We start from the raw sequence: 25866 nt of genomic DNA, 5'->3' as shown, positions 1-25866 counted from the left end.
AAAAAATTGATAGATTCGTAAAATAATCGTAAGCTGATTATTCTTTCTTAAAGTTTCTAAATGGTATACTGAAGGTATACCTAGAAAACAATCTCAACTAAATTTAGAAGGAGATGATGTTATTTTGAAAAAGTATGATGCAATTATTATTGGATTTGGTCAGGGCGCTCGTACCATAGCAACTAAGCTGACAGCAAAGAAATGGAAAGTGGCTTTGATTGAAAAAAATGAGTTGATGTATGGCGGATCTTGCGTAAACATCGGTTGTATACCTACCAAAATTTTAGAACATGATGCTCGTGAAAAAAAGGGCTATGCAGCGGCATTAAAACGCAGAAATGACGTTACCCAAAGAAATCGAAATACAGAGTTTACTAGTATGCAAAAAAATGAATGGGTCGATTTATATACCGGAACAGGTTCATTTAAATCCAATCATGTGATAACGGTCGATTTAGGCGATAGGATGGAAGAACTTGAGGCAGAGTATATCTTTATTGATACCGGTTCAGAAAGCAGCTACCCGCCGATTGAAGGACTAAAAGAAACAAAAGGAATTTATAACAGCACAGAACTTCAAACATTGCCGGAAATGCCCAAAAAATTAGGTATTATCGGGGCAGGAAATATCGGGTTAGAATTTGCTTCGATTTATGCGATGTTTGGTTCAAAAGTCACTCTTTTTGAAACGGGTGAACAATTTATGCCAAAAGAAGAACGTGAGGTAGCAGAAGCTGTTCAACATGTTTTAGAAGATAAAGAGATTACGATCAAGCTGCATGCAAAAGCAACTAAAGTCTCAAATGAAAAAAATCAAGTCAGACTTGAAACAGAGGATGATGGAGAATTTCTATTTGATGCTGTTTTGGTAGCTACCGGACGCAAACCCAATACTGCATATTTAAAGCTAGAAAAGACGGATATTGTTGTGGATGAAAAAGGTGGGATCCAAGTAAATGACTTTTTAGAAACGGCCGTTGAGCATGTTTTTGCCTTAGGGGATGTTAGAGGAGGCTATCAATTCACTTATATCACGATCAATGATGCTAAATTGATTGCTGATCATGTACTGGGTAAAAGAGATCGCAAACTTTCTGAGCGTCAACATGTGCCTTACGCCATTTTTATTGAACCCTCATTTGCTCGAGTCGGATTGACCGAATCAGAAGCAAAAAAACAAGGGTATCAAGTGCTGACCAATATTGCTTATGTAGGTGGAACGACTCGCTCAGATATTATCAATGATACGAGAGGTTTGTATAAAGCAGTTGTCAACAAGGAAACACATGAGATTTTAGGGGTTACTCTTTTTGGAGATCAAGCTCATGAATTAGTCAATCAAGTCAAGATGGCGATGGATAATCAGATCCCGTACACTTACCTTAGAAATCAAGTCGTGAATCATCCGGTTATGTCAGAGATTTTTAACAGCTTATTTGATATGTAAGACTAAAAAAGACCATTATTTGCTAAGTTAAGCAAATAATGGTCTTTTACATATGTGAACAATTACAGAACGGTTTATGATTAGAAGTTGACCGGCAATTGATCGTGTAATTTTGAAAGTTCTAGTTTGCGGATGTCTCTTGGTAAAAAGCAACGTATGTCTTCTTCGTTAAAGCCGACTAATAACCTTTTATCATCTATAAGAATAGGACGACGCATAATTCCTGGATGTTGCTGGATCAATTTCAATACTTCTCCTAAAGACATATCGTCTATAGTAATATTTAAATCTCTGAAGGCTTGTGAACGTTGTGAGATGATTTCATTTGTTCCGTTTTCCGTTAGTTGCAAAATAGCTTTCAGTTCTTGGTCCGTTATCTTTTCAGTAAATACATTTTTTTCAGTAAAGGGGATGTTATGTTCTTCTAACCATGAATGGGCTTTGCGACAAGAAGTACAACTAGCAGATGAATACAATGTGATCATGTGAACCCCTCCTTCTTGTGTTCGTTAAATAGTAGTTCAGTATATCAATAAACGTAATCGTTTTCAATAGGAAGTTTAAAAGAAACGACTATAAAAAGCAATTATAATGCTTACTGGAAAAAAATGGATTATAGTCTATGAAAGAGTTTGTAAAAGTGGTAGATTAAACGTATTAAAGCAATTAATAGCGTTAACAGCAGTAAATTTATTTGTTCCATATCATGAATGATTGGGGGATATAAAATGGGGGAAGAATTGAAACAAACACCGTTGTTCAATTATTATAAAGAAAACAATGTAAAATTAATGGATTTTGGAGGCTGGGCTTTGCCTATTCAGTTTTCAAGTATTATAGATGAACATCAAAGTGTACGTACATATGCTGGATTATTTGATGTTTCTCATATGGGAGAGATCCTTGTAAAGGGAAATGATTCTGAAGCATTTCTGAATTATTTATTGACGAATGATGTTTCAAAAATGAAAAATGGTCAAGCGCAATATAATGCTATCGTTAATGAAAACGGCGGTACAATAGATGATCTGATTATTTTTAAACTAGATGAAAAAGGCTATTTAGTTACACCTAATGCTTCAAATAGCGATAGAGTATTTCAATGGATGGAAAAACATTTAACTGGTGATGTGGTATTAGAAAATAAATCTGAAGAGATTGGCTTGTTGGCTCTCCAGGGTCCACATGCTGAAAGAATTCTACAAAAATTAGCAAATAATGACTTAAGCAAAATTAAGCCGTTCCACTTCGTCCAGCATATAGAATTAAAAAACCTTTCACCTGTATTGATTTCTCGTACAGGCTACACTGGAGAAGACGGTTTTGAATTGTATTTGGAAGCAGGAGAAACTGAAAAATTATGGCATTTACTGCTTGAAGCAGGGGCAGAAGAGGGTTTGCAGCCTTGCGGACTGGGCGCTCGAGACACGTTGCGCTTGGAAGCGAGTCTTTCGTTGTACGGAAATGAACTTTCAGACGATATCTCACCACTCCAAGGAGGCATTGGTTTTGCTGTCAAGACTAAAAAAGAAGCTGATTTTATTGGAAAAGCTGCTTTAACAGCTCAACTAAAAAGTGGAGTAGATAAGAAGATAAAAGGGCTTAAACTAGTTGGAAAAGGAATTGCGCGACACGGATACAAGGTTTTTGCTGAGAATGGTTCAGAAATCGGAGTGGTCACTTCAGGAACAAAATCTCCGACACTAGGCGATAGCATTGCACTAGCTCTCTTGACTACAACTGGAAGCGACGTTGGCACAAATGTGAAAGTTGAGATACGCAATAAACTGGTAGACGCAGTAATTGTGCAAACCCCGTTCTATAAAAGAGAATCAAAAAATAAATTATAATAGATACTTAAAGATGAGGAGTGTTTTAATGATGACAGAGGACAGATTATATAGTAAAGACCATGAATGGATATTGCCATTAGGTGAAAACCTAGTGCGTATCGGAATCACGGAGTATGCTGTGAAACAACTTGGAGATGTTGTATATGTAGAAGTACCAGAAGTGGATGCAGAGGTTTCAGCAGGCGGTGAAATAGGGACTGTTGAATCCATTAAATCAGCTTCAGAAATTTTTTCACCGGTTACCGGAATTATTATAGCAGTTAACGAAGAATTGGAAGACGGCCCAGAGTTAGTCAACGCTTCTCCTTTTGAAGAAGGTTGGTTTGCTGAGATCCAATTAGAAAATCCTATCGAATTACAGGGATTATTAACTGAAGAACAGTATAAAACTTATATTGCTGAATTGGCAGCTGAAGAGGAGGCATAAGCGATTGGACAAATTTAGATACCTTCCGGATACTGAACAAGATCAAAAAGAGATGTTGGATGCTTTAAAAATCAGCTCAGTTGATGAATTGTTCTCAGATATTCCAGCTGAAATCAGATTAACAGAAGATTTGCCGATCTCACAAGCTATCGATGAATCAACTTTAACAAAAAAAATGAGGCGTTTAGCAGATAGAAATGCTACAGCGCATGACCAAACGCTGTTTTTAGGAGCCGGCACGTACGACCACTACATTCCAAGCGTAATCGATCATGTTATTTCGCGTTCTGAATTTTACACGGCCTACACTCCTTATCAAGCAGAAGCCAGTCAAGGTGAACTTCAAGCTTTATTTGAGTTCCAAACGATGGTCTGTGAATTGACCGGAATGGACGCAGCGAATTCTTCTTTATATGATGGCTTTACTTCGCTTGGTGAAGCAGCAAATTTAGCTGTTGGAGCAACAAAACGTTCCAAGATCCTTATCTCTAAAGCTGTTCACCCTCAAGGAAGACAAGTTCTCCAAACGGTTGCAAATGGTCATGGATACCAAGTTGAAGAACTTGATTTAACAACTGACAGCACGGATTTAACTTTACTAGAAGAACAAATAGATAATGAAACAGCTGCCGTTATCATCCAATACCCTAATTTTTTTGGTTCAGTTGAGGATTTAGCGGCAATCAGAGAACTTACTGCAGCAAAGAAAGCTTTACTGATCGTGATGGCCAATCCTTTAGCGTTAGCGTTATTAGAGTCGCCAGGGAAGCTAGGAGCGGATATTGTAGTAGGAGATATGCAGCCGATGGGGTTAGCGATGAACTTTGGCGGACCGCATTGTGGTTATTTTGCAGTCAAGAAGAAATATATCCGTAAGATCCCAGGACGCATCGTGGGACAAACAACAGATACAGAAGGTAAGCGCGGTTTTGTCTTGACTCTTCAAGCAAGAGAGCAACATATTCGTCGTGAAAAAGCAACTTCTTATATGAGTTCTAATCAAGCTTTAAATGCGCTAGCTTCATCTGTATTCATGTCTGCTTTAGGTAAAGAAGGCATAAAAAAGATGGCCCAACTCAATATTGAAAAAGCTGATTATATGGCGAAACAATTGGAAAGTAAAGGTTATTCATTGAAAAATGAAGCGCCGTTTTTCAATGAATTTGTCGTACAACTTAATAGACCGATAAAAGAAATCAACCAATATTTGCTTCAAAAAGGCTTTATTGGAGGCTACGATATGGAGCCTGATTATGGTATGGAGAATGCAGTATTGTTAGCTGTTACGGAACAACGAACAAAAGAAGATATAGATCGATTTATTGAAGCACTGGAGGGAATGCACAGATGACAGAGTACAATGATTTGATTTTTGAAATAAGTCAACCCGGACGTACAGCATTCAGCCTGCCTGAAAGTGATGTTCCTTCAGTTGAATTAACAACTAAGTTTCCTAAACAGTTGATACGTGAAGAACCGGCTGAATTACCAGAAGTATCAGAACCGCAGTTGATGCGTCATTATACGTCTTTATCAACTAAAAATTTTGGTGTGGACAACGGATTTTATCCACTGGGGTCATGTACGATGAAGTATAATCCAAAAATCAACGAAGATGTAGCACGTTATGCTGGATTTGCTGCGATTCATCCATTTCAACCAATCGAGACAGTTCAAGGAGCTTTTGAACTATTGTATGAATTGCAAGAAGATCTGCAGGTCATATCAGGAATGGATGCTATTACCCTGCAACCGGCTGCCGGTGCTCAGGGAGAATGGACTGGGTTGATGATGATGAAAGCTTATCACACTAAAAATGGCCATAGGACGAGTAGAACAAAAGTTTTAGTACCAGACTCTGCTCATGGGACCAATCCTGCTAGTGCGCATGCTGCTGGGTTTGATGTAGTTGAAATCCCTTCTAATTCAAATGGAACAGTTGATTTAGTCGAATTAAAAAAACAGGTGGGCGAGGATACGGCTGGCCTAATGTTGACTAATCCAAATACATTGGGTATTTTTGAAAAAGACATCGTCGAAATGGCCGAAATCGTTCATCAAGCAGGCGGTCTGGTTTATTATGACGGTGCAAATTTAAATGCTATTTTAGGTCAGACAACACCAGGAATGATGGGCTTTGATATTGTTCATTTAAATTTACACAAATCTTTCAGCACACCACATGGCGGTGGAGGACCAGGTTCCGGTCCAGTAGGCGTCAAGGAATTTTTGATTCCTTATTTGCCGGTACCTCGAATCGAGAAACAAAAAGATCAGTATGTTCTAAATACAGACTATCCTGATTCGATCGGCCGAGTAAAAGGCTATTATGGAAACTTCGGGGTCAATGTTCGTGCCTACACATATATACGGACGATGGGGCCAAAAGGCTTACGCCAAGTATCTGAAAGTGCGGTAGTGCATGCTAATTATTTACGTAAGAAATTAGAACCGTATTATGCGACTCCTTATACCCAATACAGTAAGCATGAATTTGTTTTATCCGGTTCAAGACAGAAGAAAATAGGCGTCCCAACAATGAATATTGCAAAACGGATCCTAGATTTTGGCTATTATGCTCCAACAGTTTATTTCCCGCTGATCGTCGATGAAGCAATGATGATCGAACCAACAGAAACGGAAACCAAAGAAACACTAGATGCATTTGCTGATGTACTGATTCAGATAGCTAAAGAAGTAGAAGAAACACCTGAAGTAGTTTTAAATGCCCCACATACGACTTCTGTAAGGCGTTTAGATGAAGTGAAGGCCGCTAGACAATTGATTGTTAAGTATACAAAATAACAAGAATAAGACCACCTTCAAAATAATTGGAGGTGGTCTTATTCTTGTCTAAAGTCCATTCTAATGAACAATATTCAATGATCAAACCTTATCTTTTTTCCTGCTTTTGATAAACCAAACGATGAACGCGATCATTACAATAGCAATTACAACGTAGGCAATAGTAGAATAAATATCCATGTAATGAACAATAACTTCCCATTGTGATCCAACTGCAGCTCCTAAGTAGATGAGTACGGTGTTCCAAATAAGCGAACCTATTGTGGTGAAAAATATGAAAAGACCAAAATTCATATTTGACATCCCTGCTGGCAGCGAGATCAGACTTCGGATCAACGGCACAAACCGACAAAAGAATACCGTCCAAATACCGTATTTATCAAACCAATTATCAGCTTTATGGATATCTTCACGTGTCAATCTTAAAATATGACCCCAACGATCAACGATTTTTTCTAAGCGTTCCACATCTAACAATAAACCGATTCCGTAAAGAATGATCGCCCCGATCATAGAACCAAGTGTTGAAGCTAAAATAACGCCCCAAATAGTTAATTCTGTACTGGTCGTCATAAAACCGCCAAACGTTAGAATGATTTCTGAAGGTATGGGGGGAAATAAGTTTTCTACCATAATAAGTAAAAATACACCTATATATCCAAATTGTTCCATAATTCCTTGAATCCAAGCTTCCATAATAATCTCCTTATATACTTTTTTTGTATAGTATCTATTGTTACTATACACGATAATGAACTATTTTTGATTCAAAAGGCTTACTTTATAAAAAATATAACAATTGCTTAAGGAGTGGTTTAAAATTATTCCATTAAACTTAAAAAAGCGACTATATAGATAAAGGCATTTTTAAGTTTTCTGAGTTTTTCATACTAAGTTACGATTGGGCACCATTACCGATTCAAAGTAGTCTGTCAGTTGAGCAAGTGCAACAAGCCTTAGTTCAATGAACTCAGAAGGGGTAAGTGATTTGAGTAAGAGCAACAAGGCTTAGTTTGATAAACTCAGACGGAGTAAGTGATTTGAGTAAGAGCAACAAGGCTTAGTTTGATGAACTCAGACGGAGTAAGTGATTTGAGTAAGTACAACAAACCATAGTTCAACAAACTCAGAATAGTTATTAATTTTTCAAATAGATCTTAATTAAACGCAAGAAAATAAGGGTCAATATACTAAAACTAGAAATAGAACGAACGTTTTCCTTTCAGCTTATATTTGTATTTAATAATTTTTGGTATACTACATATAGTAAGGCAGATAAAGTAAAAGAAAGGTTTGATGGGATGAGAAAATTTTTCTCATATAGTTTAATGTTGGTCATATTGATTAGTTTTGGCTACTGGCTTGGAAGTTCGACGATTCTAGAAGGAACAAAAATTAGTGATACTATTTCTCAATTTGTGGATAAATTGCCAAGTAACGAAAGGGTAATTGTAGAAGAAGTTCCAAATACTAGCGAACAAGAACAAGAACAAGAACAAGAACAAGCGACGAGCGAAAGTTCAACAATTATCAGTACGAATGATTTAACGGATACAGATGAAATTGATGTTGCAGTCGTGGAGAACCGGGTCTTAGAACTTTTGAATAATTTGAGAAAAGAAGTGGGTGTTTCACCAGTCAGTTCTAATGATCAATTGAAAAAAGCAGCTAATATTAGAGCAATTGAAACAGAAGAATCCTTTTCTCATACGCGTCCGGACGGTAGAGCTACCTTTACAGTTTTAGAAGAACCTGATGTAGATTACTCGTATCAGTTAGCAGGAGAGAACCTGGCAATGGGAACTTATTACTTGGCTGAAAAAGAGATGGCTGAATGGTTGTTTAAGGGACTAAAAGAGAGTCCAGGTCATTATGAAAATATGGTGAAGAAGGATTTTGAAGAGGTAGGTATTGGAGTCCATTATAATGGAGAAAATCTTTATGTTGTCCAGCTATTTGGAACACCACGATGATTCAAGTAACAGGTATGGTTTAGACTGATCAATATGAATAGGAAAAAAATGGATCGAGTCAATTGACTTGATTCGTTTTTATTTTTCAACCACAACATGTTGTGGTTGAAAAATAAAGAGAACTGATATATAGTGGTTTAAGGAATGGAAACATTGGTAAAGGAATTATTTTTGTGCAATTTTATACACAGAGAATCTGGTAAAAATCATAGGATTATAATTGATGGAGGAATGAATAGAATGAAAATTTTTAAAATTGGACTTATTTTAGTAACAGCTCTTAGTTTAGCAGCTTGTGGGGACATGGGCACGCAGGAAGCCGTTTCTTCAGAAAGCAGCAGCTTAGTTGAAAGTCAAACGAAAGAAATGCTTTCTGTCGCTATTTCATTGGAGCAGGATGAAGAAGAAATTGAAGGCAAAACAAAAGAATTGGAAGTAGAAGCGGGGACTACGGTATTAGATTTATTGAGTGAACAGTATAAAGTGGTTGAAGAAGATGGCTTTATTGTTTCTATTGAAGGGATAGAGCAAGACGAAGAAGCAGAGAAATATTGGATGTATGAGGTGAACAATGAAGAGCCAACTGTGGGCGCAGCTGAATATGAAGTGGAAGATGGAGATCAAGTGAAGTGGTTTTTAAATGCTTGGAAATAAGCTGAATGGAAAACTATCCATTCAAAGAATCACCTTACTTGCCTTTATGACAGCACTCTGTCAAGTCAGCCGGCAGTTGCTACAATTTTTACCAAATATCCAACCTGTAACGGTTATCTTAATTATTTTAACACTAACATTGGGAATAATGGATGGGTTGATCGTAGCTGTATTGTCGATTATCCTATCCAATATAACACTTGGAATGGGTGTATGGACGATTGCTCAAATCGTTTCATTTTGTGGAATCGTTTTGGTTACGGGATTGCTCATCAAACCTTTTTTCAAAAAGATTCCTTTTGGATTCATGCTCTTATATGCCGGATTTACAGGGTATTTGTATGGTTTTTTAATTTCGCTAGTACAAGCGCCATTTTTTGGCATTCAAAATTTTTTGGTGTATTACGCTTCTGGAATTCCTTTTGACACCTTGCATGCGGCAGGTAATATTGGGTTTTATCTGATACTAGCACCGATTTTATTTCCGCTATTAAGAAAATTTATTGGCAGGTACTATGATAAATAAAAGCAGCTGCAATTCATTGATCATTCGATGTTTTTACACCAATAACAGTTGTCAAATGACACATAGACAGAACCAAAAAAGACAGATCATTCATTTAAATGAATGATCTGCCTTTTTTTATACAAGTATTAATTTTATAAATAAGACGCTGGGTCGACCCGGCTTCCGTTTTTGTACATTTCAAAGTGTAAATGTACGCCAGTGGAAGAGCCAGTTGTTCCCATTGTACCGATTTGTTGTCCTTGAGAGACCTGTTGTCCTGGAGTAACAAGTAAACTTCCTGCAACCATGTGGGCATAAAGTGTTTGTAATCCGTTGCCGTGGTCGATCTTCACATAGTAACCCCAATCTGAATGGTATCCAGCAATGACTACTGAACCACTTTTAGAAGCAACGATTGCTCCGCCGCCACCAAAGTCAGTACCGCCGTGTAGTTTATAATCACCTGTAATAGGATGGACACGATAACCATATGCAGAAGTCATATAACCACCACTAGGACGAATAAAATTGGAATTAGATGAGGGTGCTACAGGTTCTGGTTTTGGTTTTTGTGTAACAGTTGGTTGTGTTGAAGGACTAGTTGTACTGCTAGACTTAGTAGAGCTAGTCGACTTACTTGATGAACTAGTCGACTTATTAGTGCTAGTTGATTTCTTAATATAAGAACTGGCAATTGTTGCTTTTTGTTCGGCAGCCTGTTCAGCTTCTTTTTTAGCAGTTTGTGCTTTTTTAGCAGCTTCTTCTTGTTCAGCGGCTTCTTCTTGTTCAGCGGCTTCTTCTTGTTCAGCAGTTTTTTCTTTTTTAGCAGTTCTTTCTTGTCTAGCGGTTTCTTCTTGTTCAGCTTTTTCTTGAGATGCTACAGCAACTAACCTAGCTTCTTCAGCAGCAGCGGCTTTAACAGCGGCAGCTTCCTGAACAGCTAATTGTCTTGCTTGTTCTTCTTCAATAATTCGTTGACGTTCTTTTTGCATAGTTTCTGATAATGTGCTTGTTTGAGTAGCAATCACTTGTTGCTCTTTAACAAAAGTATTTTTTTCTTCTTCAGTCATATCGTATTGGATAGCAACTTGGACAATTTTATCATCCATTTCAGCTTTTTGAGCGACTAAATTATTTTTTGATAATTCAATGTCATTTTTTGTGTCTTCAATAGCCACTTTTTCAGCTTGCGCTTTTACTTCATTAGTTTCTAAAGCTTTTTGATCAGTTGCTTGTTCGGTAACAATATCTTTATTAGCGGTAACCAATTGGTTGACGACACCTATACGGCCTACTAAATCTGTAAAACTTTCAGCAGTTATAAGAAGACCTATTAAATTAGAAGCATTGCCATCAGTCTGTACAGAGCGAGCTTGATTTTCAAGCTTACCTGTCCGTTGATCAATTAATTCTTTTAATAGTTCGATTTCTTTTTTTAATTGTTCAACTTTTGCTTTAGACTCTTCTAATTTCTGTTCTTGATCATGTAATTTTAATACCGTTTCGTCAATTTGAGTTTGCAAGGTGGTAATGTCAGATTCTAAAATACTTTTTTCTGATTCTAAATCATTTAAAGTGCTATCTTGTTTTTCAATTTTATTATTAAGTTCTGATGATTGTGAATCAAGTTCGTTTTTTTGTTGTTCCATTTCTTCCAAAGTATCCGCTTGAGCGATAGTTGGCAAAAATGGACTAGCAAATAACATCGTAGCCATAATTCCTGTTACTACTCTCTTTTTCAATTGTCTACCCCCATAGGATTCTCTTGCCTTTTTACGTACTCAAAAAGTATAGCATAGTTAAGAAGCAAATATGATGTTAGTTGTGTGACAAAAAGATAGAATAGTATTACATAACGATTGTTTAATGAAATAAAGCGAAAGATAGTTAATGTGAATTTATCACGTTTAGTGCTGGTAGATTTAGTGGAACACTGATTCTAGAAGAAATTTCTTTTTGAAATACCAACACTAGTTGTTAAATAGCTGCCAATGTAAACGTTCTATTCATTAAGCAATAGTGGTAGACTAAAACTATTGAATAAACAGTATTGCATATAAAGGAGGGAAAATAATGGTTTATTTAGGCATTGATATTGGGGGAACAGAAACAAATTATGGATTAATAGATGACGATGGTGAATTAGGGACAATTAAAACTAGGGAAACACCTATGGAATCATTGACCCTTTTTTTAGATATGATGGGAGATATTTACGATGAATATGCTGATCAAATTGAGGGTATGGCTGTTAGTATGCCTGGGATCATTCACTCCAAAACAGGTTATGCGGTCCATGGCGGATCATTAAAGTACATTAAAAAAATGAATATGGTTGAAATGTTAGAAACAAGGTGTCAAACGACTATCCATGTAGAAAATGATGGGAAAGCAGCTACGCTTGGTGAATTATGGAAAGGGAATTTAAAAAATATTCAACAGGGTATCATGCTTACTCTAGGAACCGGCATTGGGGGAGGAATAATTGTAAATGGAGAATTACTGAAGGGCCACCATTATTCAGCAGGAGAATTTTCTTTTATTAAAACGAATGCTGCTAGAAGCAAGGATGCTGACTATATGTTTGGCTTCCAAAATGGCATAAAAAAGTTGTTTCAAAAGATAGCTGATCAATGTGATGTTCCGTTAGCGTCTGTGGATGGGTATATGATGTATGAATTGATTGAAGCTGGCAATAAAAAAGCGGCAATTTGTTTAAACGAGTATTGCTATACACTAGCTATTCAATTGTTTAATCTGCAGATGATTTTAGATTCAGAAAGAATCATTATCAGTGGCGGGATCAGTGGGAATCCATTATTGATCCAACTGATCAATAAAAATGTAACAAAAGTATATGAAGAGGAATTAGGAGAAAATCTTTTTGTGATGCCGACCATCATGGAAAGTAAATTTGGAAATAATGGGAATATTATCGGAGCATTGTACAATTACAAACTAAATGAAGAGTAAAAACAAAAAAACCGACAATTCATGTTAGAAAACATAACACGAATTGTTAGGTTTTTTAAGTTATTTTTACTTTTTCAAGTGAATTGCTTGTTTGCCTCTTTTTTAAATGTTAGATTTTATAACATAATAAAAAGGAGGCAACAATATGTTTTCATCTGTGGACACGCTGTGGGTAATCGTAGGAACTGTTTTAGTCTTTTTTATGCAAGCTGGTTTTGCAATGGTTGAGACAGGCTTTACTAGAGCAAAAAATGCAGGTAATATCATTATGAAAAATTTAATGGACTTTGTACTCGGTTCTCTAATGTATTGGATCATTGGGTTTGGGATAATGTTTGGTCCCAGTATAGCAGGTCTAATTGGAACACCTGACTTGTTTGTACAAGGGAATTACGATACGACAATACCAGGATATGTATTTTTAATGTTTCAAACGGTTTTTGCAGCAACTGCTGCCACGATTGTCTCTGGAGCGATGGCGGAAAGAACAAAATTTAGTGCATACTTAGTTTATACTTTGATTATATCTACTATCGTTTATCCTATTTCTGGACATTGGATTTGGGGTGGAGGATGGTTAGCCCAATTGGGGTTTGTCGATTTTGCTGGTTCAACAGCTGTTCATATGGTCGGAGGAGTAACAGCTTTAATTGGAGCGAAGATTGTTGGAGCAAGAATTGGAAAATATGATAAAGAAGGAAAAGTAAAAGCGATCCCAGGTCATAGTTTAACGTTAGGAGCGTTAGGGGTTTTCATTCTTTGGTTTGCTTGGTTTGGATTTAATGGAGCTTCAACGGTTTCAGCGACCGGAGATGAATCGTTGACTCTCATAGGAAAGATTCTTTTAAACACGAATTTATCAGCAGCAGCTGCTACATTGGCGGCTATGATAATAACGTGGACGAAATACGGAAAACCGGACATTTCTATGACGCTAAATGGCTCATTAGCTGGTTTAGTAGGAATTACTGCAGGATGTGCAATTGTTTCACCTTTTGGAGCTGTAGCTATCGGGGCCCTTTCTGCTATTGCTTTAGTTTATGGAATCGAATTTGTTGAAAAGAAAGCTAAAATTGATGATCCAGTTGGAGCATTTGGAGTTCATGGGATATCTGGCGCTTTAGGGACCATTTTAGTGGGGATTTTTGCAACTGATGAAGGTTTATTTTATGGCGGTGGTTTTAATCTCTTGGGCATTCAAGTATTAGGGGTAGTTTCAGTAATTATTTGGGTATCTGTAACTATGATCATTACTTTTAAACTTGTTGATAGAACTATTGGATTACGGGTAACACCAGAAGAAGAAATTGTTGGTATGGATATTTCTGAGCATGGTTTAGAATCGAGTTACGGAGACTTCGTTACGGTTCCTTTTGGACAAAAACCTGTATTTCAAGGGGTGAAATTTGAAAATGAAGGACCTGGCTTAGCTTTTGCAGGTATGGATCCTATTCCTATTAGCAATCCAACTGTTGAATTTCAACAGCGGTCCGTTCATGCTAGTGCATCTGATGCACCTAAAGAAGAGGAAGATACTACATTAATGAAAGTAGATATCATAACGAATGAGACTAAATTTGAAGATTTGAAAAAAGCTTTAAATACTATTGGTATTACAGGCATGACAGTAACAAAAGTACAAGGATATGGCATGCAAAAGGGACAAACTGCTTATTACAGAGGGGTAGAAATAGAAGCCAATCTATTGCCAAAAATTCGATTAGAAATAGTTGTGAGCAAAATTCCAGTCTCTCTAATTATTGAAACTGCTAGACAAGCTTTGTACACCGGAACAGTTGGTGATGGAAAAATCTTCGTTTACAATGTTGAAAATGTTGTTCGAGTAAGTTCTGGAGTTCAAGGATTTAAGGCACTAGAGTACGATGAAGAAAAGATAAAGTAGGGAACTAGTCCTTAAAAAAGCGGCTTATAATTTTTAGGAGTGATAAATTAATTGAATTTATCACTCGAAATTTATAGAGGGAAAAAGTTGCTTGTAGCTTGAATGGAAGAAATGTGGGCAATTAATGGCCATTTGAACTATTCACATCATTTAACGGAAAATAAAAAACCATCAAGAAAGTTCCAGTTAAGGAACTTTCTTGATGGTTTATTTATTTTTTCTTAAGCTACGAGGTTCATCTAAAATTTGTTTGTAGATCATTCCTTTTACAAAGTCTCTTTGGAACTGATTTTTTTTAGTTTTAGACTGTTTAGCAACCTGTTTTGTAGAAGTTACTTTTTCAATCGGGACTAAAGTAGTCAGATCTTTTCCCCTAAGTTGTGTTTGAGTAGCTTCCTGTCTAGGGGCATTTTTATAAGAAGCGGAAGAATAGCGATCATTCTCAGGCTGTCTTTTTAGGTTTTGCTGCAAATTTTCGGCTCTTCTACGTGCTGCGTCTTGTTGCGCACGACTGGACAATTGATTTGAACGTGTCTGCTGATTTCTTTTTTGTGAAGGATCAACAGCCGAGTTCTTTCTGGAACTTTGTCTGGTTGCTTCATTAGCATAAAAAGCATCCTTTAAGGAAACAGACTCTCTATTTTTTAAATCTGATCTTTGAGAACCTTGTCTTTGATTACTTCTCGGAGGAGACGAGTTTACAACTAATGAAATGAAGAAACGATAAATAGTTGCGATAAAAGAAAAGAGTGTAGTCCCTACAAGAAATAAAATAATAAGGGTTAATAGTGGATCCATTATTCATCACTTTCTCTCTCTGTAGAACCAGAAATAGAGTTTCTCATTTTAGTATCGGCATTAATATTTTTCATGTTGTAATAATCCATTACACCTATATTACCAGATCTGAACGCTTCAGCTAAGGCTAAAGGTACTTCAGCTTCAGCTTCTACAACGCGAGCTCGCATTTTTTGAACTTCAGCTATCATTTCTTGTTCTTGAGCAATCGCCATTGAACGTCTTTCTTCAGCTTTAGCTTGTGCAATATTTTTATCGGCTTGAGCTTGTTCCATTTGTAAGCTGGCACCAATATTACGGCCGACATCGATATCAGCAATATCAATTGAAAGAATTTCAAAAGCAGTACCAGAGTCTAAGCCTTTTTTTAGAACCATTTTTGAGATAGAGTCTGGATTTTCTAAAACATCTGTATGTTTTGCTGCACTACCAACAGTAGTTACGATACCTTCGCCAACACGAGCGATGATTGTTTCTTCACCAGCACCACCAACTAAGCGTTCGATATTTGCACGAACAGTTACTTTAGCACGTGCTTTAACTTCGATACCGTTCATTGCCATAGCAGCAATGACAGGTGTTTCAATAACCTTTGGATTAACGCTGACTTGGACAGCTTCAAAAACATTTCTACCAGCTAAATCGATCGCAGCAGCTTGTTTGAAAACTAAATCAATGTTTGCACGTTGTGCAGCAATCAAAGCGTCAATTACTTGATTGATGTCACCACCGGCTAAATAATGGGCTTCTAACTCGTTGATATCAATATCTAAACCAGCTTTTGTGGCTTTGATCAACGGACGGATGATATCTTGTGGAGCTACTCGTCTTAGACGCATTCCTACAAGTGTTCCTATACTGACTTTAACTCCTGAAAAATACGCTGTGACCCATAATCCAACGGGGACAAAACGGAAAAATAAGCTGATAACGATGATAACGATAATAGCTATGAATAAAAATCCTATCCAATTTGTTGTGATATCTGTAACTGTTGTCATGTTTGATCCACTCTCCTAACCATAATTTTATATCCTTCTACCTTTGTAACTACAACTAAAACAGCAGTATCTATATGTTCACCAGTGCTGATGACATCTAGTTCTGCATCTTCAAAGCGTACTTTTCCAGACGGCCTAAGAGGCGTGGTCGTTGTTCCAATTTGTCCTAAATAAACGGAAGCGTCACTGTTACTTGAAAAACCACTTTTTTTGTCTAAATTCTTTTTCAGGACAAGTTTTTCAAAATGAGCTAGCGAATAGCCTCTTCGTACAAGCATGATGACTAAGAATGAAGAAGCCACCACTGCAATACTTAAATCACGTAAGGCTAATCCAAAATTATTATTGGTTAAATAGATACCGCCAATAATTAAAAGAAAACCAATGATGCCTGCTACGCCAAAGTCTGGTACAAAAACTTCAAAGATAAGCAAACAAATTCCTAAAATAAAAATAATAATTGGAATCCAATTTTCGAGACTATTCAAATAAAAATAACCTCCAAAACTTGCTAATGCCAAAAGTCCTCCTAGAGTAGATTGAGGCGTTAGTGCCGCTATCACTAAACCAATAAAGCCAACAGTTAATAATAGTATTTCCAATATATTCACCTCCTTAATGTAAGTTACTTTGTTTATCTAAACTAAGGATGAGTTGATCTTAGTTACTTCTATTTTACCATTTGTAATACTATTACGCACTTCTAAGCCCAAATTTGCCAGCTTTTTTAGTGATTTAGTAAAATATATTCTAAAGAAACAAAAAAACCAACTAAAATTAATTATTCTGATAGCACATAAGCCTTTTTTTAGGTAATTTCAAATCATCTAATTGTTATTGATAAAAAAATTATAAATTATAAGATTTGCTATAAAATATTGAATTGGTTTAGCTGAGTATTTGTTGATTACTCAGTGTATCAAAAAATAATAAAGAAGTTCAAATAATAAAAAATAAAAACAATTAAGTGTTTTTATTTTGAAAAAAGATAAAAATTATTTAATTTTCATCTTTTTTTTTATTTGAAAAAGATATTTTAACAGAAAAGTAAACGCTGTCTTTTTTTAGTGGTATACTACAGATATAATTAAATAACATTTAAATTTTAAAAAATGAAAATTTAGGTCGATTATTAAGCCATTACGTTGTAGAATGAAAATAAGATGATAGAATGATGGCTTTTTTTTAAGTACATAACTTTTTAGTTAGGAGTGAACCAAGTGATGAATCAATCAATAAATGAAAAAATAAAAGATGATCTTGAAGAAGAGCTGTATTTATTTAATACAGGAGAGCATTTCGATAGTTATCTAATTATGGGATGTAAACAGGAAAATTATGAAGGGAAAGTTGGTTTTCGTTTTACTGTGTGGGCTCCTAATGCAAAGAATGTTGGTTTAGTAGGAGATTTTTCAGATTGGCATATAGGAATTGAAATGGAAAGAATAGGCAAGACAGGTTGTTGGACAGTGTTCAGTGAGCAGGCTGTGGAAGGACAATGTTATAAATACCGGATAGAACGATCTGATGGAACGGTAAAATTAAAAATTGATCCTTATGCGCTAGAATTTGAAGTCAGACCTAATGATGCTTCGATCGTAAAAGATTTGCCGAAAAAAAAATGGAAAGATGGTTTATGGACGGCAAATAAAAAACGCTTTTCTATTTATGAACGCCCGCTCAATATCTATGAAGTACACCTCAGCTCATGGAAACACCACGAAGATGGTACCTGGTACACCATTCCTGAATTAAAAGACGAATTGATTCCTTATGTAAAAAAAATGGGTTACACGCACATTGAATTCATGCCTCTGATGGAACATCCCTTAGATGCATCTTGGGGATACCAATTGACTGGTTACTATGCATTATCTTCAAAATTTGGCACAATGGAAGAGTTTCAAGATTTTGTTGAAGCGGCTCACCTTGCAAATATCGGAGTATTGATGGATTGGGTTCCAGGTCACTTTAACCGCAATGATTACGGGATGGTCTATTTTGACGGAACACCGCAATACGAGTATGCAGATAAGAATAAAGCAGAAAATAATCGCTGGGGCACAATGAACTTTGATTTAGGTAAAAACCAGGTCCAGAGCTTTCTGATTTCCAATGCTCTTTATTGGATCGAACAATTCCATTTAGACGGTTTAAGGGTGGATGCCGTATCCAGTATGTTGTATCTAGATTACGATATTGGCGAATGGACACCTAATGAAGATGGCAGCAACCACAACAAAGTAGGCGTTGAGTTTATAAAAAAACTAAATAAAAAAGTATTTGAACGGCATCCAGACTTATTGATGATCGCTGAAGAAAGTACGGCATGGTCAAAAGTCACGAAACCGGTTCACATGGGAGGATTGGGTTTTAATTACAAATGGAATATGGGTTGGATGAATGACACATTGAAATTTTTTGAAATGGATCCATTATTCCGAAAAAATAATTTTAATTTAATTACCTTTTCTTTCATGTACACATTCAATGAAAACTTTATTTTACCGTTTTCTCATGATGAAGTTGTCCACGGAAAGAAATCATTGATGCATAAAATGCCAGGTGATCGGTACAATCAATTCGCCAGTTTACGCACACTAGAAGCTTATATGATGGTTCATCCGGGGAAGAAATTAAATTTTATGGGAAACGATTTTGGTCAATTCTTAGAGTGGCGTATTCATGAAGGATTAGAATGGCGAAGTTTGGATGATGAGATGAATGCCAAACACTTACATTTTATGGAGTCTTTAAATCAAATATACAAAACAGAACGAGCATTGTGGGAAGTAGATCACCAAGCAGAAGGGATCCAAATCTTGGATGTAGATGATGCTGAAACAGTTTTAACGTTCATTCGTAAAGGGAAAAAACCGCGTGACTTCGTGGTTGTCATTTGTAATTTTGTTCCAGTTGAACGTAAAGGGTATAAGATTGGAGTACCATTTGAAGGGTTATATGAAGAATGTTTAAATACTGAAATGAGTGAGTACGGCGGAGTATGGGTTAAGGATCAAGGTCCTTTGAAAACGGTAAAAGAAACTACCGACCAACAAGATTATACAATTGAATTGATTGTACCGGCAATGAGCGTTTTGATTTTAAGACCAAAAAGAATTTTTGGAGTGCCAAAAAATTAAACGATAAAAAGGAGGGTAGAGGAAGGATGGCAAGACGATTCTTCCGATAGTATAATGAAAAAAATAGAGACATTAGCTATGATTTTAGCAGGAGGACAAGGAACAAGGCTTGGAAAGTTGACCAGAGATATAGCTAAACCAGCTGTCCCTTTTGGTGGTAAGTATAGGATCATTGATTTTGCGTTAAGTAACTGTGCTAATTCTGGTATAAAAAATGTCGGCGTAGTGACTCAATATCAGCCACTTGAATTAAATACCCATGTTGGAAATGGGGAAAACTGGGGGCTGAATACGCATGATGGTGGTGCGACTATATTACAACCTTATTCAAGTGTCGATGGTGAAAAATGGTTTAATGGAACCGCACATGCGATCTATCAAAATATCGATTTTATTAACCGCTATGAACCTGAATACTTATTAGTACTATCTGGAGACCATATTTATAAAATGGACTATCAAAATATGATCGAATTTCATAAAGAAAAAAAGGCAGCTCTAACAGTAGGGGTCATTCCAGTTCCACTTGAAGAAGCTCCACGCTTTGGGATCATGAATACGGATCAGACAGATCGAATCATCGAATTTGAAGAAAAACCTGCAGAACCTAAAAGTAATTTAGCTTCAATGGGGATCTACATTTTTGATTGGCCAATGCTAAAAAGTTATCTTATTGATAATTATGCTAAAAATCGGACGATGGAAGATTTTGGGAAAGACGTTATTCCAGCATATTTGAGAAACAGCGAAAATGTATTTGCTTATGCATTCAAAGATTATTGGAAAGATGTAGGAACGATTGAAAGTCTTTGGGAAGCAAATATGGAATTTTTAGATCCAAATCATGCATTGAATATAAGAGATTCTTCATGGAGAATCTACACACGAAATTATTCTGCTCCACCTCAATTTTTAACTAAAACCTCAAATGTTTCGGATTCTATGATCGTAGATGGCTGTTATGTTGCAGGTGAAGTCAAGCATTCAATTGTATCACCCAACGTTAAAATAGGTAAAAATTCTACTATTAAAGATAGTTTGATCATGGCCAATGTGACGATAGGCGAGAACGTAACCATTAATTGTGCCATTATTGGAGAAAATGCAAAAATCCATGATGGAGCGCAACTTATCGGGGATCCAAAAAATATTACTGTTGTTGGCTATGCAGAAGAGGTAGGAGGGTTAAAAGATGAAGACTAATGAACAGTTATGCGCAGTAGTGAATCTAGATGAATCAGAGTCAAAATTAATGCCTTTAACAAAGAGAAGAGCATTAGCAGCATTGCCATTTGGCTCACGGTATAGGCTGATTGATTTTCCTCTTTCCAGTTTGTATAGTGCAGAGGTCAATTCGGTTGCATTATTTGTAAGAGGTAGCGCTAGAGCTTTATTGGATCATGTACGAAGTGGATACCCTTGGGGGATGGAGTCGACAGTTGGTGGCGGATTGTTCATTCACGCAGGAGCTGAGTTCAAAGAAGCTTTAGAAAAATTAGAACCAGACCAAATCAGCAGCTACTACCAAGATCAGATTGATTTTGTTCGACATTCTAAAAAAGAGTATGTTGTTGTTATGGGCAGTAAAATGCTTTGCAATGTAGATTTAAAGGCTGTTTTAAGAAGCCATATCGCAAACGAAGCTGATATTACTGTGGTCTATAAAAATGTTACAAGAGAATTTTGCTTACCGGATTCGATTGCTAATTGTTTAACTTTTGAAGTAGAAGGAGAAAGTAAATTAGCTGATTTACTTCCTGCATGCGAAATTCCAAAAAAAGAAACAAAATTGGCTGTTGGAATGGGAATTGCAATTATGAAAACGGATAAATTTATCGAATTAACAAACGAAGCAGCGAATAATAGAATAAAAGGAGATATCAATGTTTTAATTAAACATAGTTTGAAAAAAAACACGGTACATGGCTATGAATATACTGGCTATTTGAAAAATATTGAAACAATTTCAAGTTATTATGAAGCAAATATGGATCTACTTGATGAAGACAATTACAATGCGCTATTCTATCGTAGCCAACCGGTCATTACAAAAGTGAAAAATGGAGCACCAACTTATTATTCAAAAGAAGCGGTTATTACTAATTCTCAGTTCGCCAGTGATTGTGTAATAGATGGCATAGTTGAGGACTCGATCGTTTTCCGTAAAGTGACCATTGAAAAAACAGCGATCGTCAGACATTCCTTGATCATGCAAGGCAGTAAAATTGCTGAGGGGGCAGAATTAGATTACGTTATTTTAGATAAAGGCGTAAAAATTGGTCCAGGAGTTAAATTAAAAGGGACCAAGAAAAATCCATTGGTAGTTGAAAAAAATCGTGAAATCAATGTTGAAAAGGGAGTTGAAAAATGAAAGTATTATTTGCTGCGGCAGAATGTGCCCCTTTTTTTAAGACCGGCGGATTAGGTGATGTCGCAGGTGCTTTACCAAAAGAGTTAAAGAAGCAAGGTGTAGATGTACGTGTGGTATTGCCCTTGTACAGTACGATGCCTCAAAAATACAAAGATCAATTAGAAGATGTTGTTCAGTTTGAAGTGAAAGTTGGCTGGAGAAGCCAATATTGCGGCATTAAAAAATTGGAAAAAGATAACGTTGTCTATTACTTTGTTGACAATCTTTACTACTTTGACCGTCCAAGTATTTATGGTTTTGAAGATGATGGCGAACGGTTTGCTTTTTTCTCGCAAGCAATTTGTGAAATGTTAGAAAAAATAGCATTCATTCCAGATATATTGCATGTAAATGATTGGCATACTTCTATTATTCCAGTCCTACTAAAAGATAAATACCAATGGATAGACAGTTATCAATCGATCAAAACGATCTTAACGATCCATAATTTGCAATTTCAAGGTGTATATGATCAATTCGTATTATCTGATTTATATGGCATTGGATACAATGCCGTTCATGATCATGGTTTGAAATATTATGACCAAATCAATTGTTTAAAAGGTGGTATTTTTTATGCGGATCAAGTCACTACGGTTAGTCCAACATACGCACAAGAAATACAAACACCTCAATTTGGTGAAAATTTAGATGGTGTATTGCGGTATAACAACTATAAATTAAGTGGTATTTTAAATGGGATCGATTATGATGTCTTTGATCCTGAAACGGATGATTTGATTCCAGCACATTTCTCTGCTAAAAAATTAGCAGGAAAAGCACTCAATAAAATAGCTTTGCAAGAACGAGTTGGCTTGCCTGTAAATAAGGAGATTGCTTTGATGTCAATGGTTAGTCGATTGACTACTCAAAAAGGCTGTGATTTATTAAGAGAGCAGGTAGAAGAATTAATGCACCGTAATATTCAAATTCTCATATTAGGTACAGGAGAAAAAGAATATGAAGATAGTTTCAAGTATTTCACATGGAAATACCCGAAAAATTTCAAAGTTATCGTTGATTTTGATGTGGCCTTAGCTCAGCATATTTACGCTGGGAGTGATCTATTTATTATGCCTTCTGCCTTTGAACCTTGTGGGCTTTCTCAATTGAACTCTCTTCGCTATGGTACACTACCGATCGTCCATGAAACGGGCGGATTAAAAGATACGGTAGAACCTTTCAATCCGCTAACGGGCGAAGGAACAGGGTTCAGCTTTTATGATTTCCGTTCATCTGTAATGGTTGAAACCATTGATCGTGCATTAACTGTGTACTACGATGAACCAAAGGTATGGATGTCATTGGTAGAGCAAGCTATGGCAAAAGATTTTAGTTGGGAAAAATCAACTAAGGAATATATAAGAGTCTATACAGCAGTACTTAAAGCATAATGGAGAACTTCGACGGGCACATAATGATAGGCAACTATTCTTATTTTGGCTGTTGGAGTTTCTTTTGCCGCATAGCGTTGATTGCCTTTAATTTAAATCAAAGAAGAATACGGGGAGAAAAAAATGACATTAACAACTAATATATTTAAAAAAGAATTTAAGAAAGTATTTGAAAGCCAGCATGCTTCAAATATAAAAGATTCTTCTTCAGAGCAACAATATGCCGCTTTAGCAAATTTTATAAAATTTTATTCTTCTGATAATTGGAAACAAACGAATCAGCTTTATATAGACGAACAAGTTAAGCAAGTCTACTATTTTTCCATGGAATTTTTACCGGGACGTATGTTGAAAAGCAATTTGTTGAATTTAGGTATTTTAGATACCGTTCGAGACGGAATCACTGAAATGGGCTTGGATTTTGATGCAATCGTTCAATCAGAAGTAGATCCTGCTTTAGGCAATGGTGGTCTAGGACGTTTGGCCTCTTGCTTTATGGATTCAATTGCTTCCCTTGCCATACCTGGAAATGGAAATGGTATTCGCTACCGATATGGGCTGTTTCAACAAAGATTTGTAGACGGGTACCAAGTTGAGCTGCCTGATAACTGGCTGCGTAACGGGAATATTTGGGAAGTTAGAAAAGAAAACAAAGCCGTTATGATTCGTTTTGGCGGTGAAGTCTACTTGAAAGAAGATGGGGAGAATAAGTTGCGTCCTATTTATTCGAACACTCAAAATATTCTTGCTGTACCTTACGATACAGGAATGATCGGTTACGAAAATGATGTCGTTAATAATCTTCGCTTATGGTCGGCCGAGATTCCTCCTGAAGAAGAAATAAACTTCAAAACAAGTGCTGAACGAGTATTAGTGAATCAAATTACGGAAGTCCTTTATCCGGATGATTCCAACTATGAAGGACAGCTGCTTCGATTGCGCCAAGAGTATTTCTTTACGTCTGCAGGAATCCAAAGCATTATTCGTTTTTTCAAAAAGCAGCAGTTGCCATGGAGTGAGTTTCCTAATAAAATTGCCATTCATGTAAATGATACACACCCAGCTTTATGTATTCCTGAATTGATGCGTATATTGCTAGATGAAGAAGGATTGAGTTGGGAAAAAGCGTGGGATATTACAAAGAAATCTATTAGTTATACTAATCACACCATTATGCAAGAAGCGATGGAGAAATGGCCTGTTCATATGGTACAAGAGTTGATTCCGCGTATTTATCAAATTATTGAGGCTATCAATCAACGCCATATAGATAAAAAAATCCCTCTATATGGAGAAGAACTGACTTATAGGACAACGATTATTTCAGATGGCAATATCAAAATGGCCAACTTAGCAATCATCGGAAGCCACAGTGTAAATGGTGTTGCCCAGCTGCACACAGATATTTTGAAGGAAGAAATACTGCATGATTTTTATGAAATGTATCCCTCTAAATTCAACAATAAAACAAATGGTATCACGCAACGAAGGTGGCTACATTTGGCTAATGAAAAGCTGACACAGTTGATTGATACTAAAATCGGTAAAGAATGGAAGACAAGTCCAGCAGAACTAAGACAATTTAAAGCTTACTCAAAAGATGAAGAAACGCTTAACCTGTTGTCCGATATAAAGCTGGAAAATAAAAAACGATTTGCCGCATATGCGAAAGAAAAATATGCCATTGAACTTGATCCTACAGCTTTATTTGATGTACAAATCAAAAGATTGCATGCTTATAAACGCCAATTGTTAAATGCACTGCATATTTTGGATCGTTATTTGAAGATCAAAGATGATCCTAAAATCGAATTACAGCCAAGAGTCTTTATTTTTGGGGCTAAAGCAGCACCTAGTTATATTTATGCAAAACAAATCATAAAATTTATCAATGCATTAGCTGAATTGGTAAACAATGATCCAGATGTAGGAAATAAAATAAAAATCGTTTTTGTCGAAAATTATGGAGTCTCGTTGGCAGAGTTGATCATCCCAGCTGCAGATATTAGCGAACAAATATCATTAGCAGGTAAAGAAGCTTCTGGAACAAGCAATATGAAATTGATGCTGAATGGTGCCTTGACCATGGCAACCTTAGATGGTGCAAATATTGAAATCAAGGATCTAGTAGGGGAAGACAACATTTTCTTGTTTGGGATGACGAACGATGAAGTGAATCGAATGAATAGAGAAGGACATTATTCTTCTAAGACAGTCCTAAAAAACAACCCACGTTTAAATAGAATATTGGAGTGTCTGATAAATGGTACTATTCCGGATATCGAAGTAGAGGGCAGAGTGATCTATGACTCATTGGTTCAATACAACGATGAATACTATGTCTTGCAAGATTTCGAAAGTTTTGTTGCAGCACAAGAAAGAGCAGATATCTTATACCAAGATAAACCGTTGTGGAATCAAAAAGCATTGATCAATATCGCAAGCTCTGGACCATTTTCAGCGGACTTCACGATCATGCGCTATGCAGAGGAAATATGGAATGTTAAAGAGAGGCCTACAAAAGATAAAGTTTTTTTAAAAGGAAATCAGCCAGTATAAAGTCAAATGAGAAACTGG

At 36.3% G+C, this 25866-nt stretch carries 21 protein-coding genes; 15 read left to right on the top strand and 6 right to left on the bottom strand.

Annotated features, from left to right (window positions below):
* The first annotated feature begins 124 nt into the window (after window positions 1-124).
* Window positions 125-1447: an FAD-dependent oxidoreductase gene (locus BR50_RS02410; protein WP_034545887.1), complete on the top strand. Its 1323-nt coding sequence runs from the start codon at window positions 125-127 to the stop codon at window positions 1445-1447.
* 80 nt (window positions 1448-1527) lie between these two features.
* Here the strand turns inward: BR50_RS02410 and spxA are convergent, their stop codons facing one another.
* The gene (gene spxA, locus BR50_RS02405; protein WP_034545884.1) at window positions 1528-1932 is read right to left on the bottom strand and encodes a transcriptional regulator SpxA; all 405 of its coding nucleotides are present in this window, start codon (window positions 1930-1932) and stop codon (window positions 1528-1530) included.
* 243 nt (window positions 1933-2175) lie between these two features.
* Here spxA and gcvT point away from each other — a divergent pair, with 243 nt between their 5' ends.
* From gcvT to gcvPB, 4 genes are read left to right on the top strand one after another with little or no spacing between them, the layout of a single operon-like run.
* Window positions 2176-3297, top strand: coding sequence for a glycine cleavage system aminomethyltransferase GcvT (gene gcvT / locus BR50_RS02400; protein ID WP_034545882.1), 1122 nt, complete (start codon window positions 2176-2178; stop codon window positions 3295-3297).
* Window positions 3298-3325: 28 nt separating this feature from the next.
* A complete protein-coding gene (gene gcvH / locus BR50_RS02395; protein WP_034545879.1) occupies window positions 3326-3727 on the top strand; it encodes a glycine cleavage system protein GcvH in 402 nt (133 codons plus the stop codon).
* A 4-nt stretch (window positions 3728-3731) separates the two neighbouring features.
* The gene (gene gcvPA, locus BR50_RS02390; protein WP_034545877.1) at window positions 3732-5078 is read left to right on the top strand and encodes an aminomethyl-transferring glycine dehydrogenase subunit GcvPA; all 1347 of its coding nucleotides are present in this window, start codon (window positions 3732-3734) and stop codon (window positions 5076-5078) included.
* Window positions 5075-6532, top strand: a complete 1458-nt coding sequence (gcvPB, locus tag BR50_RS02385) for an aminomethyl-transferring glycine dehydrogenase subunit GcvPB (RefSeq protein ID WP_034545875.1) — start codon at window positions 5075-5077, stop codon at window positions 6530-6532. The genes gcvPA and gcvPB overlap by 4 nt, the downstream gene beginning before the upstream one ends.
* 81 nt (window positions 6533-6613) lie before the next feature.
* Here the strand turns inward: gcvPB and BR50_RS02380 are convergent, their stop codons facing one another.
* Complete coding sequence (locus tag BR50_RS02380; protein WP_034545873.1) at window positions 6614-7228, bottom strand: DedA family protein; 615 nt, start codon at window positions 7226-7228, stop codon at window positions 6614-6616.
* Window positions 7229-7833: 605 nt separating this feature from the next.
* On the opposite strand from BR50_RS02380, the gene BR50_RS02375 reads away from it, so the two are divergent.
* The 3 genes from BR50_RS02375 to BR50_RS02365 all read left to right on the top strand — a co-directional run bounded on the left by BR50_RS02375 (window position 7834) and on the right by BR50_RS02365 (window position 9685).
* Window positions 7834-8505, top strand: a complete 672-nt coding sequence (locus BR50_RS02375) for a CAP domain-containing protein (RefSeq protein WP_034545870.1) — start codon at window positions 7834-7836, stop codon at window positions 8503-8505.
* Between the two features lie 240 nt (window positions 8506-8745).
* Window positions 8746-9159, top strand: coding sequence for a DUF4430 domain-containing protein (locus tag BR50_RS02370; RefSeq protein ID WP_034545868.1), 414 nt, complete (start codon window positions 8746-8748; stop codon window positions 9157-9159).
* On the top strand, window positions 9146-9685 hold the full coding sequence (locus BR50_RS02365) for a metal ABC transporter permease (protein ID WP_034545865.1): 540 nt from the start codon (window positions 9146-9148) through the stop codon (window positions 9683-9685). Before BR50_RS02370 ends, BR50_RS02365 begins: the two co-directional genes overlap by 14 nt.
* A gap of 134 nt (window positions 9686-9819) precedes the next feature.
* Here the strand turns inward: BR50_RS02365 and BR50_RS02360 are convergent, their stop codons facing one another.
* Window positions 9820-11409 (bottom strand): M23 family metallopeptidase, encoded by a 1590-nt coding sequence (locus tag BR50_RS02360; protein ID WP_034545863.1) that lies wholly within the window; start codon window positions 11407-11409, stop codon window positions 9820-9822.
* A 331-nt stretch (window positions 11410-11740) separates the two neighbouring features.
* Here BR50_RS02360 and BR50_RS02355 point away from each other — a divergent pair, with 331 nt between their 5' ends.
* Together BR50_RS02355 and BR50_RS02350 are read left to right on the top strand one after the other, a co-directional pair.
* Window positions 11741-12640 (top strand): ROK family protein, encoded by a 900-nt coding sequence (locus BR50_RS02355; RefSeq protein WP_034545861.1) that lies wholly within the window; start codon window positions 11741-11743, stop codon window positions 12638-12640.
* Between the two features lie 145 nt (window positions 12641-12785).
* A complete protein-coding gene (locus tag BR50_RS02350) occupies window positions 12786-14543 on the top strand; it encodes an ammonium transporter (protein WP_034545859.1) in 1758 nt (585 codons plus the stop codon).
* Between the two features lie 207 nt (window positions 14544-14750).
* Here BR50_RS02350 and BR50_RS02345 read toward each other — a convergent pair whose 3' ends face one another.
* The 3 genes from BR50_RS02345 to BR50_RS02335 are packed head-to-tail and all read right to left on the bottom strand — an operon-like array spanning window position 14751 to window position 16953.
* A complete protein-coding gene (locus tag BR50_RS02345) occupies window positions 14751-15341 on the bottom strand; it encodes a hypothetical protein (protein ID WP_034545856.1) in 591 nt (196 codons plus the stop codon).
* Window positions 15341-16342 (bottom strand): flotillin-like protein FloA, encoded by a 1002-nt coding sequence (floA, locus tag BR50_RS02340; RefSeq protein WP_034545853.1) that lies wholly within the window; start codon window positions 16340-16342, stop codon window positions 15341-15343. The genes BR50_RS02345 and floA overlap by 1 nt, the downstream gene beginning before the upstream one ends.
* A complete protein-coding gene (locus BR50_RS02335; protein WP_245792814.1) occupies window positions 16339-16953 on the bottom strand; it encodes an NfeD family protein in 615 nt (204 codons plus the stop codon). The genes floA and BR50_RS02335 overlap by 4 nt, the downstream gene beginning before the upstream one ends.
* A 612-nt stretch (window positions 16954-17565) precedes the next feature.
* Here BR50_RS02335 and glgB point away from each other — a divergent pair.
* The 5 genes from glgB to BR50_RS02310 all read left to right on the top strand — a co-directional run bounded on the left by glgB (window position 17566) and on the right by BR50_RS02310 (window position 25848).
* Entirely contained in the window at window positions 17566-19485 is a 1920-nt protein-coding gene (gene glgB, locus BR50_RS02330; protein WP_074200273.1) for a 1,4-alpha-glucan branching protein GlgB, read from the top strand.
* A gap of 54 nt (window positions 19486-19539) precedes the next feature.
* Entirely contained in the window at window positions 19540-20688 is a 1149-nt protein-coding gene (locus tag BR50_RS02325) for a glucose-1-phosphate adenylyltransferase (RefSeq protein ID WP_034545847.1), read from the top strand.
* Complete coding sequence (gene glgD, locus BR50_RS02320) at window positions 20678-21856, top strand: glucose-1-phosphate adenylyltransferase subunit GlgD (RefSeq protein WP_034545844.1); 1179 nt, start codon at window positions 20678-20680, stop codon at window positions 21854-21856. The genes BR50_RS02325 and glgD overlap by 11 nt, the downstream gene beginning before the upstream one ends.
* A complete protein-coding gene (gene glgA / locus BR50_RS02315) occupies window positions 21853-23289 on the top strand; it encodes a glycogen synthase GlgA (RefSeq protein WP_034545841.1) in 1437 nt (478 codons plus the stop codon). The genes glgD and glgA overlap by 4 nt, the downstream gene beginning before the upstream one ends.
* Before the next feature lie 123 nt (window positions 23290-23412).
* The gene (locus tag BR50_RS02310; protein ID WP_034545839.1) at window positions 23413-25848 is read left to right on the top strand and encodes a glycogen/starch/alpha-glucan phosphorylase; all 2436 of its coding nucleotides are present in this window, start codon (window positions 23413-23415) and stop codon (window positions 25846-25848) included.
* Window positions 25849-25866: the final 18 nt, after the last annotated feature.

Origin of the sequence: Carnobacterium alterfunditum DSM 5972, from assembly GCF_000744115.1 — a bacterium.
Classification (GTDB): domain Bacteria; phylum Bacillota; class Bacilli; order Lactobacillales; family Carnobacteriaceae; genus Carnobacterium_B; species Carnobacterium_B alterfunditum.
The sequence above is the reverse complement of the archived record's forward strand: the minus strand, read 5'-3'. Positions and strand labels throughout refer to the sequence as shown.